Raw genomic sequence first — 15192 nt, forward strand, 5'->3', positions numbered from 1 at the left:
GGCGAGAGAGACGAACCTCCCAAAGCCCGGCCCGTCGCGGCCGGGCTTTTTTTACGCGGCGCGCCTGCTAGACGGGGGCATGACCCTTCGCCTCGCCACCTGGAACATCAACTCCGTCCGCCTGCGCATCGATCAGGTGGCCCGCTTCGTCGCCGAACGCGCGCCCGATGTCCTGATGCTTCAGGAGATCAAATGCACCACGGACCAGTTCCCGCGCGGCGCCTTTGAGGACATGGGCATGCCCCACCTTCGCGTGGCGGGCCAGAAGGGCTGGCACGGCGTCGCCATCGCCAGTCGCCTGCCGCTTGAGGACAGTGACACCTTCCAGGTGTGCAAACTGGGTCACGCGCGCTGCGTCTCGGCCCGCGTGTCCGGCATCGACGTGCAGAACTTCTACATCCCGGCCGGCGGCGACGTTCCCGACCGGGCGCTGAACCCCAAGTTCGATCACAAGATGGACTTCTATGAACAGCTGACCGCCATCGTGGCCCATCAGGACAAGTCTCGTCCCCTGGTCATGGCCGGCGATTTCAATATCGCCCCCGGCGAAGGCGATGTTTGGAACCACCGCTACATGTCCAAGATCGTCAGCCACACGCCGATCGAGGTCGACACCCTGAACCGGCTTCAGGAGACGGGCGGTTTCGCCGATGTGCTGCGCGACCGCTTCCCCGAGCCCCAGAAACTGGCCAGCTGGTGGAGCTATCGCGCCGCCGACTTCCGCAAATCAAATCGCGGTCTGCGCCTGGACCACATCTGGACCTCGCCCGGCCTGACCCCCGCCGTTGTCAAGGACACCGCCCGCATCCACGACGACGTCCGCGAGTGGGAACGTCCCAGCGACCACGCGCCGGTGACGGTCGATCTGGACGTGTGATCCTCAATAGACGGCGACCGGCTTGACCGACCCCGCCGCCTTTCGCCCCCGGCCGACCTTTCTGGCGGCGCGCCCTAGCCGGGCCACCGCCTCGTTCAGCTGATCTTCCGGCAAGGTATAGGGCAGGCGCAGCCGTCGTTCGAAGGCGCCGTCGACGCCGAATCGCGGACCGGCGGCGAGGCGCAGGCCTTCGGCCTCGGCTGCGATCGTCAAAGCGGAACTGATCGGCCCCGGCAGCCGCGCCCATAGGGACAGTCCCCCAGCAGGGCGCGGACAGACCCACTCAGGCAGTTTTTCAGCGAGCCGCGCCCGCAGATGATCCCGCCGGGCGCGCAAGAGGGGCCGGCGCGCCGCCAGGGCCTTGCCGCCGTCGTTCAACAGTTCGACCGCCGCCAGCTGCTCCAGGATCGGGACACCCAGATCAAAGCTGGCGCGACTTTGGGCCAGACGCTGGATCACCGCCCGGTCCGCGCGGATCCAGCCTATTCGCAAACCGCCCCAGACGCTCTTGGACATCGATCCCAATCTGACCATCCGCGGCGCATCGACGGCCGAGGCGCTGAGCGCCGGAGGTCCGCTCAAGGTCAGTTCGACCAGAGTCTCGTCCAGCACCAGTAAGGTTTCCGACCCCTTCAGCCCCGCCAGAAAGCGCGTCCGGTCCGCCGCCCGCATCATCCGGCCGGTCGGATTGTTGTGGTCCAGCACCAGATAGGCCATCGCCGCGTTGCTGCTGCGGCAGGCCGCAATCAGACCCTCGACATCCCAACCCTCCTCGCCCTCGCCGTCCGGCAAGGCGACGGGCACGGCGCGACCGCCCGCCGCCAGGATGGCGTCGATCGCCTGCGGATAGGTGGGATGGTCGAACACCACCGGGGCGCCGGGCCGCGTCGTCAGGCGCAGCAGATGAACCAGGCCGTTGTGCGCGCCATGCGTGATCAATATCTGTCCCGAAGAGGTCGCCAGGCCGCGCCGCCGGTATCCCGCGGCCACCGCTTCGCGCAGTTCCTCTAGCCCCGCCGTCTCATAACCGTGTCCGGGCAGGTTCGCCGGCAATCGCTCCAGCGCCCGCACATAGGCTGCATGCACATTAGCATCGGCCGGCAGGACGGCGGCGGTCAGGTCGATCAGACCGGGCTTGTCCGTTTGCGTCGCCTCATGGCGTGGCGTCGGTCCGGTCGGCAGGCTGGTGCGTGTGGCGGCGCCCTGCCCGCCGGTCAGGAACCCGTCATCCCGCAACCGGCCGTAGGCGGCCGAGACGGTCGTTCGGCTCAGGCCCAGCGCCTGGGCCAATTCCCGTTCGCCGGGCAATCGCGCCGCCAAGGGCAGTCGGCCATCCAGAATCAGCAGTCGTATCGCCCCTGCGAGCTGCCGGTAGGCCGCGCCTGCAGCCGGCGACCGCCAAGCGCCGAGGTGGCGCGTCAGAGAAACAAGACCGATCGACCGCGACGACATGGGGCCAGAATGGCATAACTGGCCCTGTTTTCGATAGCCAGTTTGGCGCATCAGATCGATTTATGACCCGTCGCCTGATCCAGCTCTTCGCCGGCCTGTTTCTCTACGGCCTGTCCATCGCCCTGATCGTCCGCGCCGATCTCGGTCTGGATCCATGGGACGTGCTGAACCAAGGGGTGTTCGAGCGGTTCGCGAAACCCGCCGGGATCAGCTTCGGTCTGGTGGTCAATCTGATCGGTATGGCCGTGCTGCTGCTATGGATTCCCCTGCGCCAGAAGCCGGGGATCGGGACCGTCGCCAATGTGCTGGTCATCGGCACGGTCGCCAACGTCGGCCTAGGCTGGATTCCGTCCGACCTGGGCCTACCGCTCCGGGCCGGCCTACTGATCGGCGGCATCGTCCTGAACGGCGTGGCCAGCGGGGCCTATATCGGCGCAGGCCTCGGTCCCGGCCCCCGCGACGGCCTAATGACCGGCATCGTCGCGCGCACAGGCTGGCCGGTAAAATGGGTGCGGACGGCCATCGAACTAGCCGTTATAGCCGTCGGCTGGCTGTTGGGCGGCTCGGTCGGGGTGGGCACGGTGCTCTACGCCGTGGCCATCGGCCCGCTGGTCCACGTCTTCCTGCCGCTGTTCACGGTCCGCCCGAAGACGGCCGACTGAGCCGTTAAGGCTGCAGGCGGTATCCGCCCGCGTCGGTCAGCAGCAGACGCGCATGGCCCGGTTCCGGTTCGATCTTCTGGCGCAGGCGATAGATATGGGTTTCCAGCGTATGGGTCGTGACCCCGGCGTTGTAGCCCCAGACCTCGGTCAGCAACTCTTCGCGCGACACCGGCTTGGCGCCGGCGCGATAGAGGTATTTGAGGATATTGGTTTCCTTCTCGGTCAACCGCACCTTCTTGCCCTTGGCGTCCATCAGTACCTTGGCGGCGGGGCGGAACTCGTAGGGGCCGATGGTGAAGACGGCGTCCTCGGACTGTTCATGACTGCGCAGATGGGCGCGGATACGCGCCAGCAGCACGGCGAATCGGAAGGGCTTGGTGACATAATCGTTGGCCCCGGCGTCCAGGCCCAGGATGGCGTCGGCGTCCGCCGATTGCGCCGTCAGCATGATCACCGGTGTCGAAACCCCGTCCTTGCGCAACAGGCGACAGGCCTCGCGGCCATCCATATCGGGCAGATCGACGTCCAGCAGGATCAGGTCGGCGCGGATCTCGCGCCCCATCCGGACGCCATCGGTCGCGGTCGCGGCCTGCTGGGTCTTGAACTCCTCATGCAGGTTCAGCTGCTCGGCCAAGGCCTCGCGCAGGTCGTCGTCGTCGTCGATGATCAGAATGGTCTTGGGCGTAGGCATGGGACAGACAATGGCGAGGCTTGGCCCCCGCGCCAAGGCTTGGGGGTGCGAATATTCACATAGGGTTACGAGCTAGAGGGCGTTTCGGGTCGATTTCGTTCCCCGAACAAGGCCGTTCCGACCCTGACGTGCGTCGCGCCGCACCGTATGCCGGTCTCGTAATCGCCGCTCATGCCCATCGACAGCACGAACAAACCGTTTCGTTCGGCCATGGCCCGCAACATCTGAAAATGTGGCCCTGCATCCTGATCCGCCGGGGGAATGCACATCAGTCCCTCGACTGTCAGCCCGTAGGTGTCGCGGGCCGCCGCAATCAAGGCGTCGGCGGCGTCGGGCAGGACCCCGGCCTTCTGGGGCTCCGCGCCCGTGTTCACCTGGACCAGGACGCGCGGCGATCGGCCGCGCTTTTCGCCCGCCTGCGCCAAGGCTCGCGCCAGTTTTTCACGGTCCAGGGTTTCGATCACGTCGAACAGAGCGACCGCATCCTCGGCCTTGTTGGTCTGCAACGGGCCGATCAGCCGCAGCTCCAAACCCTGTGCGCCCCCGCGACAATCAGCCCACCGTCCCTGCGCCTCCTGCACCCGATTCTCGCCGAAGATCCGCTGACCCGTCGCCAGGATGGCGTCGATGGCCTCGGGGGCCTGAGTCTTGGAGACCGCGGTCAGGGTCACGTCCGCTGGATCCCGACCGGCCGCATGGCAGGCGGCGTCGATACGCGCCCGCACCTCGGCGACCCTTTCGGCGATGGACGGGGCGGAAAAAGCGGAGGAATAAGAGGTCATGATCCTGCCGGCCGGTTACAGCGACGATGCGCGCGCGCTCTGGAACGCCGCGACCGCTCTAAACCGCGCCGCCGCCGCTGTCAGCCCGGCCGCCGCGGCCTTGCCGCCAATGCTGTTCTTCACCGACCCGGATCGCACGCCCAGACCGTGGGAGACGGCGGCGCGCCTGCCCGCCGGTTCGGCCGTGGTCTATCGCGCCTTTGGCGCCTCCAATGCCGTCGAAACGGGGCATCGGCTTCGCGAAGCGACGGCCGGTCTAGGCGCGAAACTGTTGGTCGGGCTAGACCCCGATCTGGCCGAGGCGATCGACGCCGACGGGCTTCACATGCCTGAACGTGCGGTGGAGCAGGCCGCGCGCATTCGCTCGGACCGACCCGACTGGATTTTGACAGCGGCTTGGCACGGCCTATCCCTGCCGCCCGAAGGCGTGAACGCCCTGATCCTGTCGCCGGTGTTTCCGGCGGGCGGTGCGTCCGCCGGCAAACCCGCATTGGGCGTCCCTGCATTCGAACGGCATGTGAAAGCCGCCCGCCTGCCGGTCTATGCGCTGGGCGGTGTCACGCCAGAGAACGCCGCAACGCTCGCACACACAGGCGCCTGCGGCCTGGCGGCGGTAAGTGCGATCCAGTCAGCGTTTCGCTGACTGATCGAAATCAGAACTTGAAGATGGTTTCCAGACGGACGCGGGGCTGAGCCCGGCCGTTGGTTTCGGGCGCACGGGCCGGATCGGCTTCCGGCGTGCTGACGGCCGCAGCGGCGCCGACACGCAGACGGTCGTTCAGACGGTAATAGGCGCCGGCCTCGACGTCACCCCAGTCGGTCTCGCGACCCACGGGCTGGTTCAGGTTGAAATCCAGACCCCACCGGCCACGATCGTTCAGGCGCAGGCCGCGACGCTGCGGCGCCGGCGCGTTACGCTGCGCCGCCTGGGCCTCCGAAAGGGACACGGTGGATGTGCTTTGGGCAAGCGCAGACGTCGACGCGGCTATCGCCGTCGTCGCCATCATCACAGCCAGGAAACCACCGAACCGCATACCAAATCCTTCGAACCCCGCCATGAGGCGGCGTTTCAACCCTGAACCGACCTTATATGGTCGTGAGCCCCGCGATTAGACACCGGGTGTCTGCGCGGTCAACGCAATGAGCCGGCGATAACAAGGTTCCCGCGCATTGTTGTCGGCGTATGTGTCTCAAGCGTCACGGGATTCGGGCGGATTCCGGCGAAATCTCACATGCCCTTCACAAAACACCGCGACGCGCGATGCGGTGGGAACCGACTTCGCCTTGTCATCGCCCCTTTTCGCCGTGTTATAGAGCCTGGCAGTCGGCATTCCCCATGCCGTGCGCGCGTGCGGGCGAGGGCTCTCACGTCCCTGAGTTTACGGAGACTTCTCTTGATGAGCCTCAACAAGGCCCTGGTTCGGAACGTCGCGGTCGTGCTGGTCTCGGGCGTGGCCCTGGGCGCGTCCCTGTCGGCCTGCTCGAGCATTCCCTTCGTCGGCGGCAAGAAGTCTGCGCCCAAGACGAACGTGCAACAGGGCATCGGCGTCAACGCCTTCCTGTGGCGCGCCTCGCTCGACACCCTCAGCTTCATGCCGCTGCTGACCGCCGATCCGTGGGGCGGCGTCATCAACTATGACTGGTACATCAACCCCCAGACGCCGAACGAGCGCTTCAAGGCGACCGTCTTCATCCTGGACACCCGTCTGCGCGCCGACGCGCTGAACGTCACAGTGACCAAGGAAGTGAAGGGCGCCGATGGTCAGTGGACCGCCGCCCCGGTTGCCGCCCAGACCGAGGCCGATCTGGAAAACGCCATCCTGACCAAGGCGCGCCAGCTGAACCTGTCGAACGCCGGCTAAAGCCGGCGCTCGCTTTATTTCTAGGCGCTACCGCCCTTCGGGCTGCTTGAGCGCGACGCGTCCAAGAGTTTTTAGGACGCATTACTTCTTGGGCGCTGTCGTCCTTCGGGCTAGTTGAGCCGGGAGGGCGTCAGCGCCCTTTCGACTTTCAGGACGACCGTGGCCCGTTACGAACCCAAGACCGCCGAACCCCGCCAGCAGGCCCGATGGGCCGAGGCTTCCGCCTTCGTCACGAAGGACACCGGCCGGCCGAAATACTATGTGCTTGAGATGTTCCCCTATCCGTCGGGCAACATCCACATGGGTCACGCCCGCAACTATGTGATGGGCGACGTGGTGGCGCGGTCCAAACGCGCGCAAGGGTACGACGTTCTCCACCCGATGGGCTGGGACGCCTTCGGCATGCCGGCCGAGAACGCGGCCATGGAGCGCGGTATCCACCCGAAAGGCTGGACCTATTCCAACATCGCCAATATGCGCGAACAGCTGAAGCTGCTGGGCCTGTCGCTGGACTGGTCGCGCGAGTTCGCCACCTGCGACCCGGAATACTATGGCAAGCAGCAGGCCTGGTTCCTGGAGCTGTATCGGCGCGGTCTGGTCTATCGCAAGGATGCGGTGGTCAACTGGGATCCGGTCGACAACACGGTCCTGGCCAACGAACAGGTGATCGATGGACGCGGCTGGCGCTCGGGCGCCCTGGTCGAGAAGCGCAAGCTGAACCAGTGGTTCCTGCGCATCACCGACTATGCGGACGACCTGATCGACGGCCTGAAGACCCTGGACCGCTGGCCCGAAAAGGTCCGGCTGATGCAGGAGAACTGGATCGGCAAGTCCAAGGGCGCGACCCTGTGGTGGGACATCGCCGCGGCGCCCGACTTCCTGCCCCCCTCCCCCGAGGGCGAACCCAATCACGCCCGCGATCCGATCGAGGTCTACACCACCCGCCCCGACACACTGTTCGGCGCCAGCTTCCTGGCCCTGGCGCCCGACCATCCCCTGACCAAGGCCATCGCCGAACATCGGCCGGACGTGGCGGACTTCATGAAGGCCTGCGCCCAGACCGGCACCAGCGAAGCCGAGATCGAAAAGGCCGAGAAGCTGGGCGTGGATCTGGGCGTTCGCGTCCGCCATCCCTTCGATCCGGACAAGACCCTGCCCGTCTGGGCGGCCAACTTCGTGCTGTCGACCTATGGTTCGGGCGCCATCTTCGGCTGCCCGGCCCACGACCAGCGCGACCTAGACTTCGCCCGCAAATACGATCTGCCGGTGACGCCGGTCGTCAAACCCGACGATGCCGAGACGGTCGAGATCGGAACCGAGGCCTATGTCGGCCCCGGCCGCATCTTCAACTCCGACTTCCTGAATGGCATGGACGTCGAGGCCGCCAAGGCCGCCGCCATCGCCAAGGTCGAGGCTGCCGGTCAGGGCCGCGCCGAGACCATCTATCGCCTGCGCGACTGGGGCGTCTCCCGCCAGCGGTATTGGGGTTGCCCGATCCCGATCATCCACTGCCCGTCGTGCGGCGTCGTCGAGGTTCCCGCCGATCAGTTGCCGGTCGTCCTGCCTGACGATGTGACCTTCGACGTGCCCGGCAACCCGCTGGCGCGTCACGCGACCTGGAAGCACGTCAAATGCCCGTCGTGCGGCGCCGACGCGACGCGTGAGACCGACACGCTCGACACCTTTGTCGATTCCAGCTGGTATTTCGCTCGCTTCACCGACCCGACGGCCGAGGCGCCGATCAACAAGGCCGCCGCCGACCGCTGGCTGGCTGTCGATCAATATATCGGCGGGGTCGAGCACGCGGTCCTGCACCTGCTGTACGCTCGCTTCATCACCCGCGCCCTGTCTGACGCCGGCATGCTGTCGGTGAAGGAGCCGTTCGCCGGCTTGTTCACGCAGGGCATGGTGGTTCACGAAACCTATCGCCGGGCCGACGGTGCCTGGGTCGAGCCGACCGACGTCGAGCTCAAGAACGACAACGGCGTCCGCTCGGCCCGCCAGCTGTCGACCGGCGAGACCCTGATCATCGGCGACATCGAGAAGATGTCCAAGTCCAAGAAGAACGTCGTGGCCCCGGCCGAAATCCTGGAAAGCCATGGCGTGGACGCCGGTCGCCTGTTCGTCCTGTCCGACAGCCCGCCTGAACGTGACGTGCAATGGACCCCCGGCGGCGTCGAAGGCGCCAGCCGCTTCGTCCAGCGCGCCTGGACCCTGTTCGACACCTATGACGCCGATTTCGCCGGCGAGGACAAGGCCAACGCCGAGCTGCTGCGCGAGACGCACAAGGCCATCAAGGCCGTGTCCGAAGGGGTCGAGGGCTTCCGCTTCAACTCGGCCATCGCCAAGCTCTACGCCTTCGTCGCCACCATTCGCGACAATGCCCAGGCCGGCGGCGACGCCAAGCGTCAAGCCCTGTCGGCGCTGGCCCGTCTGATCGCCCCCTTCACCCCGCACCTGGCCGAAGAAGCCTGGACGCGACTGGGTGAGGACGGGATGGTTCTGGACGCGCCGTGGCCCGTGTGGGACGCTGCGCTCGCGGCCGACGACGAGGTGGTCCTGCCCATCCAGATCAACGGCAAGCGTCGCGCGGAAATCCGCGTGCCGCGCGGCATGGAGCCGTCCGAGGTCGAAGCCCTGGTCCTTGCCGACGAAACGGTCAAGGCGCGGCTGGAGGGTCTGAGCGTGAAGAAGATCGTCGTGGTCAAGGACCGCATCGTCAATCTGGTGGCCGGCTGATGCGTATTGCGGCGGCTCTCGCGGTTCTCGCGTCTTTGGCGGTTTCCGCCTGCGGCTTCACGCCCATGTACGCCGAGCCGGCCGTGGGTTCATCCCTGCGCCGGATCGCCGTCACGACCCAGGATGACCGCCTTGGCTATCGCCTGCGCGAGCAACTGGAAGACGTCCTCGCCTGGGATCGCGGCGCGACGCCGCTTTATCGCCTGACAACCGAGGTCCAGCAGAACCGCCGCTCGCTGGGTCGCCGTATCGACGACACCGCCACCCGCTATGAACTGACGGTCAAGGCGACCTGGACCCTGACCCCAGCCAGCGGGGGAACGCCTGTCAGCGGCACGGAAACGGTCACCACGACCTACGCCACCGCCGACCAGCCCTATGCCGCCATCGCCGCCCAGCAGGACGGCGAGGAGCGCGCCGCCGCCGAGCTGGCTCGCCTGATCCGACTGGATCTTATGCAGGCTCTTTCCAAATGATTCTCCCCCGCACAGCGGGGGAGGGGGACCACGAAGTGGTGGAGGGGGCGACCCCAGGCTCGGTGTGCGCCCCCACCACCTCCACCGCCTACGGCGGTCCCCCTCCCCCGTTTCGCTGCGCTACTCGGGGGAGGATCGTTTGATCCTGGCCAAACGCCCCGAGATCGATCGCTTTCTGAAGGCGCCCGATCCGGCGATCCGGGCGGCGGTGATCCACGGCAAGGACCGGTCCGGCGTCGCCGAGCGGGCCGAGGTGCTGTGCAAGACGGTCACGCCCGATCTGAACGACCCCTTCAATGTCACCGTCCTGACCGACAGCGACATCGATGGCGATGAAACGAAGCTGGAAGAGGCGCTGACGGCCATGTCCCTGATGGGCGGCCGCCGTCTGGTGCGCATCCGTCTGTCGGCGCTGAAGCCCGGCGTGGACAAGGCGGTCGCCGCCGCGCTGAAGATCCACGCCGACGGCGGCTACAATCCCGATGCCATGATGGTGGTCGAGGCCGACCAGCTGGGCCGCGAATCCGCGCTCAGAAAGGCGGCCGAGAAGGAGAACGGCGCGGTCGGCATCGTCTGCTATGAGGACGAGACCGGCGATGTCGCCCGCATGGTCCGTGAGGCCCTGGCCGCCGACAAGGTGGGCCTGACGTCCGACGCGCTGGACCGTTTCGTCGCGCGCCTGCCGCGCGAGCGGGGCTTGATGCGGCAGGAGATCGAGCGCCTGGCCCTGTTCATCGGCCCCGGCTCCGGCAAGACTCTGGATATGGACGCGCTCGAGCATCATCTCGGCGTCGAGCCGGACGCCTCCCTGTCAGATGCGGCGCTTCAGGCCTTCGGCGCGCGTCCCGGCCCGGCGCAGGCGGGCCTCAGGCGCGCTTTCGCCGAGGGCGAATCGTCGGTGCTGGCCGTTCGCTCCGCCGCAATCCATCTCGGCAAGCTACGCCGGATCAATATCTTGCAGGCCAACGGCGCAAACGCCAAGGAGGCCGCCAAGGCCGCCGGCGTCTTCTGGAAACAGGAGGCGGAAATGCTGCGTCAGGCGCGGTCCTGGCGGCTCGAAGCCCTGGACGAAGTCTTGGACAGCATCAACACGGCCGATGTCGCCACCAAGACGACCGGAATGCCGGACCAATTGATCGCCGAACGCCTGCTGCTGGAAATCGCAGGTCGCGCCAGACGGCTGGGGCTGTAGCGCTAGCCGCGCTTGGACGCCTTGCGGAAGGCGGGCTGGGCCATGGCGACGTTGCGCGCCGACACGGCCTTCTCTTCGGCCTTGGCGCCCGGTTGGGCGTTGAACCCATGACCAGCCTTGGCCTTCTTGGCGGCGAGCGCCTGCTTCAGCTTTTCGGCGGCGGTGGGTGTCGTGTCTTCAGTCATATCGACACCCTAGCACAGTCCGCCGCTCAGCCGCGCATCAAACGGCGGCACAGGTCGTCGAGCTGCTCCAGCGAGCCGTAGCCGATCGTCAGCTCGCCCTTACCGCCCTTGTCCGACAACTGCACCTTCAGGCCCAGCGCATCGGCCAGATCCTGCTGCAGGGCGGCGACATCGGCCGCCCCCTCCCCGCCTGAGGCCGCCGACGCCGACTTGGTCTTCGTCGGCTTCGGCCCCTCGACCGCACGGCGCGCCAGGGCCTCGGTCTCACGGACACTGAGACCATCCACGAAAGCGATGTCCGCCAACTGGCCCGGATCGGGCGTATTGATCAGGGCCCGGGCGTGACCCGCGGACAGCTTGCCTTCGCGCACATAGAACAGCACCCGCTCGGGCAGTTGCAGCAGGCGCATGGTGTTGGCCACATGGCTGCGGCTCTTGCCTACCACGCCCGCCACCGCATCCTGCGTCCGTCCGAAGCGATCCATCAGAACGCGGTACGCCTCGGCCTCTTCCAGAGGATTCAGGTCCGCGCGCTGGACGTTCTCGACGATCGCGACTTCGAACACCTCGACGTCGTCCATCTCGTGGACCACGATCGGCACCTCGGTCAGGCGCGCCGCCTGCGACGCGCGCCAGCGGCGTTCGCCAGCGATAATCTGCCAGACGCCGTCCTCGCCCGGTTGGGTCCGCACCAGGATCGGCTGCAACACCCCCTTGTCGCGGATAGAGGCGGTCAGTTCCTCCAGATCCTCCTGGCGGAAGGTCTTGCGCGGCTGGTCCGGATTGGGCTTCAGGCTTTCGATCGGCACGCGTTGCACGCCGGCGGGCACAGGCGCGTCAGATGCGACCGGCGCCTCGGCGTCCTGCCCCATCAACGCCGACAGGCCGCGGCCCAGACCTCTTTGTCGTTCAGCCAAGATACTGTTCCGTTCTATTAAAACTCAGGCGGCCAGCTTCAGGCGCTGGCGTTCGCGCTTCACTACTTCCTTGGCTAGCCGCAGATAGGCCTGGCTGCCCGCGCACTTCAGGTCATAGATCAGCGCGGGCTTGCCGAAGGACGGCGCCTCGGCGACGCGGACATTACGCGGGATCACGCTCTCATAGACCTTGTCGCCGAAGTGAGCGCGCACGTCGTTGGCCACCTGGCCCGACAGGGCGCTACGACGATCGAACATCGTCAGGACTAGGCCCTGGATTTCCAGCGACGGGTTGAGGCTGTGCTTGACCATGTCGATGGTGCGCATCAGCTGGCTCAGGCCTTCCAAGGCGAAGAACTCGCATTGCAGCGGCACCAGCACCGCGTCCGCAGCGGCCATCGCATTCAGCGTCAGCAGGTTCAACGACGGCGGGCAGTCGATCAGGACGTAGTCATACGCGGTAGGGCCGTCGTCGTGCGCGCGAAGAGCATCACGCAGCCGATAGGACCGGCGATCCGCTTGGCTCAGTTCGATCTCAACGCCCGACATGTCCGCGTCTGCCGGGACGATCCACAAACCCGGCACCGTCGTTTGCACTGAAGCATCCGCGATTGAGCGCTGATCAACGACGACATCATAGATGGTCACCCGCCGTGTTTCACGTGGAACACCCAGGCCCGTCGAGGCATTGCCCTGTGGGTCCATATCCACGATCAGTACGCGCTCCCCAATGGCGGCCAGGGCGGTGCCGAGGTTGATGGCTGTCGTCGTCTTGCCCACCCCGCCTTTCTGGTTGGACACGGCGAGGACGCGGGCGGGCTTTCTAGCGCGTTGAGCGGGCACGGCGGAGGCTCCGGATTGTCACGATGCGGCCGCGCACGTCGCTTTGCGACGGGGCCAGTTCAGCCTCGAAATGCCAGGATTTGCGCGCTTCGATCAACTCGGATTCGGCACGCTCCCCCTTCAGGAACAGACCTTGTGCACCCCTTTGGAAGTAGGGCTGTGCATAACCTAACAGTTTCTCCATTGGCGCGACGGCTCGGGCGGTGACGATGTCACACGTCACAGTCTGCGCCTCAGCCCGACCGACGATGACCGTCGCCGGCAAGGACAATGCATTCACAACCTCCTGAAGGAATCGGCAGCGCTTGGCCAGGCTATCGATCAGCCAGACATGGGCCCCATCCCGCCCCTTCAGCATGGTGGAAAGCACTAGCCCGGGAAAGCCGGCCCCTGCCCCCAGATCCGCCCAGGTCTTCGCGTCCGGCGCCAGATCAAGCAGTTGCGCACTGTCCCAGACATGGCGGTTCCAGAAGTCTGGCAGACTGTCCGGGCCGACTAGATTCATCACCGCATTGGCCTCGACCAACCGCAGACGAAAGGCTTCAAGGTCGGCGATCTGTTCCGCTGACGCATTGGCGCGTGCACGGAACGCCTCTTGTTCAGCCTCCAACATCAGGCCGCGACCGACGCCTTGGGCGCGCGCTTCACATAGGCCAGCAGCGCCGTCAAAGCGCCGGGCGTCATGCCCTCGATCCGGCCAGCCTGGCCCAGGGTCCGAGGTTGCACGCGAGCCAACTTCTCCTTCACCTCGTTCGACAGACCGCCGACGGCGCCGTAGTCGAGATCGGTCGGAAGCATCAGCCCCTCCTCCACCTTCAGAGCGTCCGCATCCTGCGATTGGCGATCCAAATAGTTGGCATAGGCCGCGTCGATCTGGACCTGCTCGCGGACTTCAGTGGTCCAATCGGCAATGACGGGCACTGCCGAGAGGAATTGATCCAAAGTCACATCGGGGAAGGCCAACAGTTCGCGCATCGACCGTCGACGACCATCAGCATTTACAGATATGCCGAGTGCGCTGGCTTGGTTGGGGGTGAACAGTGTTTCACGTGAAACAGCACTCGCTGCCGCAAGCGCCAAGGCCTTGGCTCCAAACCGAATACGCCGCTTATCGCCAACAATGCCGAGTGTGGTCGCAATGGGTGTGAGCCGAAGGTCAGCGTTATCCGCTCGCAGCGTGAGCCGATATTCCGCCCGGCTGGTGAACATCCGGTACGGTTCGGTGACACCGCGTGTCACCAGATCGTCGATCATGACGCCGATATAGGCCTGATCACGCCCCAGGATCACCGGCTCCTGGCCGGCCGCTGAACGCGCGGCGTTCAGCCCCGCCATCAGCCCCTGCGCCGCGGCCTCCTCATAACCGGTCGTCCCGTTGATCTGTCCGGCCAAATACAGTCCGGGACGCTTCTTCACCTCCAGCGCCGCCGTCAGCTCGCGAGGGTCGACATAGTCGTATTCGATGGCGTAGCCGTATCGAAACACCTCGACCGCTTCCAATCCCGGGATAGTTCGCAGGAAGGCGAACTGCGTCGGCTCCGATACCGAGGTCGAAATCCCATTTGGATAGACCGTGGGATCGTCCAGCCCTTCCGGCTCCAGGAAAATCTGATGGCTCGTCTTGTCGGTGAACCGAACGACCTTGTCCTCGATCGACGGACAATAGCGCGGCCCCCGGCCCGACAGCTTGCCGCCATAGACGGCGCTCTCGCCGAGATTCTCTGCGATGATCCGATGGGTCTCCTCTGTCGTGTGCGTCACGCCACAGGCGATCTGGGGCACGTCTATACGGTCAGTCAGGAAGGAAAAGGCCGACGGCGCCTCATCCGCCTGCTGCATTTCCAGACGATCCCAGTCAATGGTCCGCCCGTCCAGGCGTGCGGGCGTGCCCGTCTTCAAACGCCCCATCATCAGGTCGGCCGCATGAAGATCGGCGGCCAGACCGGTCGAGGGCTCCTCACCATGCCGCCCCGCCGGGATGCGTTCATCGCCGCGATGGATGACGCCGTTCAGGAAGGTGCCGGTCGTCAGGACGACCGCCCCAGCGCGAACCGTCTCTCCGCCGCCGGTCACGACGCCGACCACACGGTCACCTTCAAGGATAAGTCGCTCGGCCGTCCCCGCCATCAGGGTCAGATTGGGCGTGCCGTGAAGTTCGGCCTGCATGGCTTCGCGATAGAGCCTGCGGTCGATCTGGCTGCGCGGACCCCGAACGGCGGCGCCCTTGGATCGGTTTAGGAGGCGGAATTGGATGCCTGACACATCGGCCAGCCGGCCCATCACGCCGTCCATGGCATCGATCTCGCGAACGAGATGCCCCTTCCCCAGCCCCCCGATAGCCGGATTGCACGACATCTCGCCGATCGTCTCCAACTTCTGGGTGAGCAAGACGGTGCGGGCGCCCGCCCGCGCGGAGGCCGCCGCCGCTTCACAGCCGGCGTGGCCGCCGCCGATGACGACGACGTCGAATACGAGATCAGGGTGAGAAATCATCGCCGCCACATAGGGCAAAAC

General features: G+C 66.1%; 16 protein-coding genes. 7 read left to right on the plus strand and 9 right to left on the minus strand.

Features of this window, described 5'->3' with window-relative positions; translation table 11 throughout:
* The first annotated feature begins 79 nt into the window (after window positions 1-79).
* A complete protein-coding gene (locus QRN13_RS04920) occupies window positions 80-877 on the plus strand; it encodes an exodeoxyribonuclease III (RefSeq protein ID WP_284877055.1) in 798 nt (265 codons plus the stop codon).
* A 3-nt stretch (window positions 878-880) separates the two neighbouring features.
* On the opposite strand, the gene yczR is transcribed toward QRN13_RS04920, so the two are convergent.
* Entirely contained in the window at window positions 881-2380 is a 1500-nt protein-coding gene (gene yczR / locus QRN13_RS04925; protein ID WP_350224838.1) for a MocR-like transcription factor YczR, read from the minus strand.
* 11 nt (window positions 2381-2391) lie between these two features.
* Here yczR and yczE point away from each other — a divergent pair, with 11 nt between their 5' ends.
* Window positions 2392-2991, plus strand: coding sequence for a membrane protein YczE (gene yczE / locus QRN13_RS04930; RefSeq protein WP_284877057.1), 600 nt, complete (start codon window positions 2392-2394; stop codon window positions 2989-2991).
* A gap of 4 nt (window positions 2992-2995) precedes the next feature.
* Here yczE and QRN13_RS04935 read toward each other — a convergent pair whose 3' ends face one another.
* Complete coding sequence (locus QRN13_RS04935) at window positions 2996-3682, minus strand: response regulator transcription factor (protein ID WP_066553631.1); 687 nt, start codon at window positions 3680-3682, stop codon at window positions 2996-2998.
* A gap of 65 nt (window positions 3683-3747) precedes the next feature.
* Window positions 3748-4464: a YggS family pyridoxal phosphate-dependent enzyme gene (locus QRN13_RS04940; protein WP_284877058.1), complete on the minus strand. Its 717-nt coding sequence runs from the start codon at window positions 4462-4464 to the stop codon at window positions 3748-3750.
* Here QRN13_RS04940 and QRN13_RS04945 point away from each other — a divergent pair.
* Entirely contained in the window at window positions 4463-5107 is a 645-nt protein-coding gene (locus QRN13_RS04945; protein WP_284877059.1) for a thiamine phosphate synthase, read from the plus strand. The two genes, QRN13_RS04940 and QRN13_RS04945, sit on opposite strands and share 2 nt — an antisense overlap.
* 10 nt (window positions 5108-5117) lie before the next feature.
* Here the strand turns inward: QRN13_RS04945 and QRN13_RS04950 are convergent, their stop codons facing one another.
* On the minus strand, window positions 5118-5411 hold the full coding sequence (locus QRN13_RS04950) for an NtrZ family periplasmic regulatory protein (RefSeq protein ID WP_284877060.1): 294 nt from the start codon (window positions 5409-5411) through the stop codon (window positions 5118-5120).
* A gap of 450 nt (window positions 5412-5861) precedes the next feature.
* On the opposite strand from QRN13_RS04950, the gene QRN13_RS04955 reads away from it, so the two are divergent.
* From QRN13_RS04955 to holA, 4 genes are all read left to right on the plus strand, one after another.
* The gene (locus QRN13_RS04955; RefSeq protein WP_017505409.1) at window positions 5862-6326 is read left to right on the plus strand and encodes a DUF3576 domain-containing protein; all 465 of its coding nucleotides are present in this window, start codon (window positions 5862-5864) and stop codon (window positions 6324-6326) included.
* Window positions 6327-6485: 159 nt separating this feature from the next.
* Complete coding sequence (gene leuS / locus QRN13_RS04960; RefSeq protein WP_284877061.1) at window positions 6486-9065, plus strand: leucine--tRNA ligase; 2580 nt, start codon at window positions 6486-6488, stop codon at window positions 9063-9065.
* The gene (gene lptE / locus QRN13_RS04965; protein ID WP_284877062.1) at window positions 9065-9541 is read left to right on the plus strand and encodes an LPS assembly lipoprotein LptE; all 477 of its coding nucleotides are present in this window, start codon (window positions 9065-9067) and stop codon (window positions 9539-9541) included. The genes leuS and lptE overlap by 1 nt, the downstream gene beginning before the upstream one ends.
* Window positions 9542-9680: 139 nt before the next feature.
* Window positions 9681-10733 (plus strand): DNA polymerase III subunit delta, encoded by a 1053-nt coding sequence (holA, locus tag QRN13_RS04970; RefSeq protein ID WP_066553619.1) that lies wholly within the window; start codon window positions 9681-9683, stop codon window positions 10731-10733.
* Window positions 10734-10735: 2 nt separating this feature from the next.
* Here holA and QRN13_RS04975 read toward each other — a convergent pair whose 3' ends face one another.
* The 5 genes from QRN13_RS04975 to mnmG are packed head-to-tail and all read right to left on the minus strand — an operon-like array spanning window position 10736 to window position 15171.
* Complete coding sequence (locus QRN13_RS04975; RefSeq protein ID WP_066553618.1) at window positions 10736-10918, minus strand: hypothetical protein; 183 nt, start codon at window positions 10916-10918, stop codon at window positions 10736-10738.
* 26 nt (window positions 10919-10944) lie between these two features.
* Window positions 10945-11835, minus strand: coding sequence for a ParB/RepB/Spo0J family partition protein (locus QRN13_RS04980; protein ID WP_197458396.1), 891 nt, complete (start codon window positions 11833-11835; stop codon window positions 10945-10947).
* A gap of 24 nt (window positions 11836-11859) precedes the next feature.
* Window positions 11860-12678: a ParA family protein gene (locus tag QRN13_RS04985; protein WP_039246649.1), complete on the minus strand. Its 819-nt coding sequence runs from the start codon at window positions 12676-12678 to the stop codon at window positions 11860-11862.
* Window positions 12659-13291 carry a 16S rRNA (guanine(527)-N(7))-methyltransferase RsmG gene (gene rsmG / locus QRN13_RS04990; protein ID WP_055755071.1) on the minus strand — a complete coding sequence of 211 codons (633 nt, stop codon included), beginning with the start codon at window positions 13289-13291 and terminating at the stop codon, window positions 12659-12661. The genes QRN13_RS04985 and rsmG overlap by 20 nt, the downstream gene beginning before the upstream one ends.
* Entirely contained in the window at window positions 13291-15171 is a 1881-nt protein-coding gene (mnmG, locus tag QRN13_RS04995) for a tRNA uridine-5-carboxymethylaminomethyl(34) synthesis enzyme MnmG (protein WP_284877063.1), read from the minus strand. Before mnmG ends, rsmG begins: the two co-directional genes overlap by 1 nt.
* Between the last annotated feature and the right edge of the window lie 21 nt (window positions 15172-15192).

It is taken from the genome of Brevundimonas sp. MEB006b (genome assembly GCF_030209705.1).
Lineage (GTDB): Bacteria > Pseudomonadota > Alphaproteobacteria > Caulobacterales > Caulobacteraceae > Brevundimonas.

Bases quoted from the DNA above. Each gene is read 5' to 3' on its own strand.
- QRN13_RS04920 (WP_284877055.1), top strand. From the start codon at position 80: ATGACCCTTCGCCTCGCCACCTGGAACATCAACTCCGTCCGCCTGCGC.
- yczR (WP_350224838.1), bottom strand. From the start codon at position 2,380: ATGCGCCAAACTGGCTATCGAAAACAGGGCCAGTTATGCCATTCTGGC.
- yczE (WP_284877057.1), top strand. From the start codon at position 2,392: ATGACCCGTCGCCTGATCCAGCTCTTCGCCGGCCTGTTTCTCTACGGC.
- QRN13_RS04935 (WP_066553631.1), bottom strand. From the start codon at position 3,682: ATGCCTACGCCCAAGACCATTCTGATCATCGACGACGACGACGACCTG.
- QRN13_RS04945 (WP_284877059.1), top strand. From the start codon at position 4,463: ATGATCCTGCCGGCCGGTTACAGCGACGATGCGCGCGCGCTCTGGAAC.
- QRN13_RS04940 (WP_284877058.1), bottom strand. From the start codon at position 4,464: ATGACCTCTTATTCCTCCGCTTTTTCCGCCCCGTCCATCGCCGAAAGG.
- QRN13_RS04955 (WP_017505409.1), top strand. From the start codon at position 5,862: ATGAGCCTCAACAAGGCCCTGGTTCGGAACGTCGCGGTCGTGCTGGTC.
- lptE (WP_284877062.1), top strand. From the start codon at position 9,065: ATGCGTATTGCGGCGGCTCTCGCGGTTCTCGCGTCTTTGGCGGTTTCC.
- QRN13_RS04975 (WP_066553618.1), bottom strand. From the start codon at position 10,918: ATGACTGAAGACACGACACCCACCGCCGCCGAAAAGCTGAAGCAGGCG.
- rsmG (WP_055755071.1), bottom strand. From the start codon at position 13,291: ATGTTGGAGGCTGAACAAGAGGCGTTCCGTGCACGCGCCAATGCGTCA.
- mnmG (WP_284877063.1), bottom strand. From the start codon at position 15,171: ATGATTTCTCACCCTGATCTCGTATTCGACGTCGTCGTCATCGGCGGC.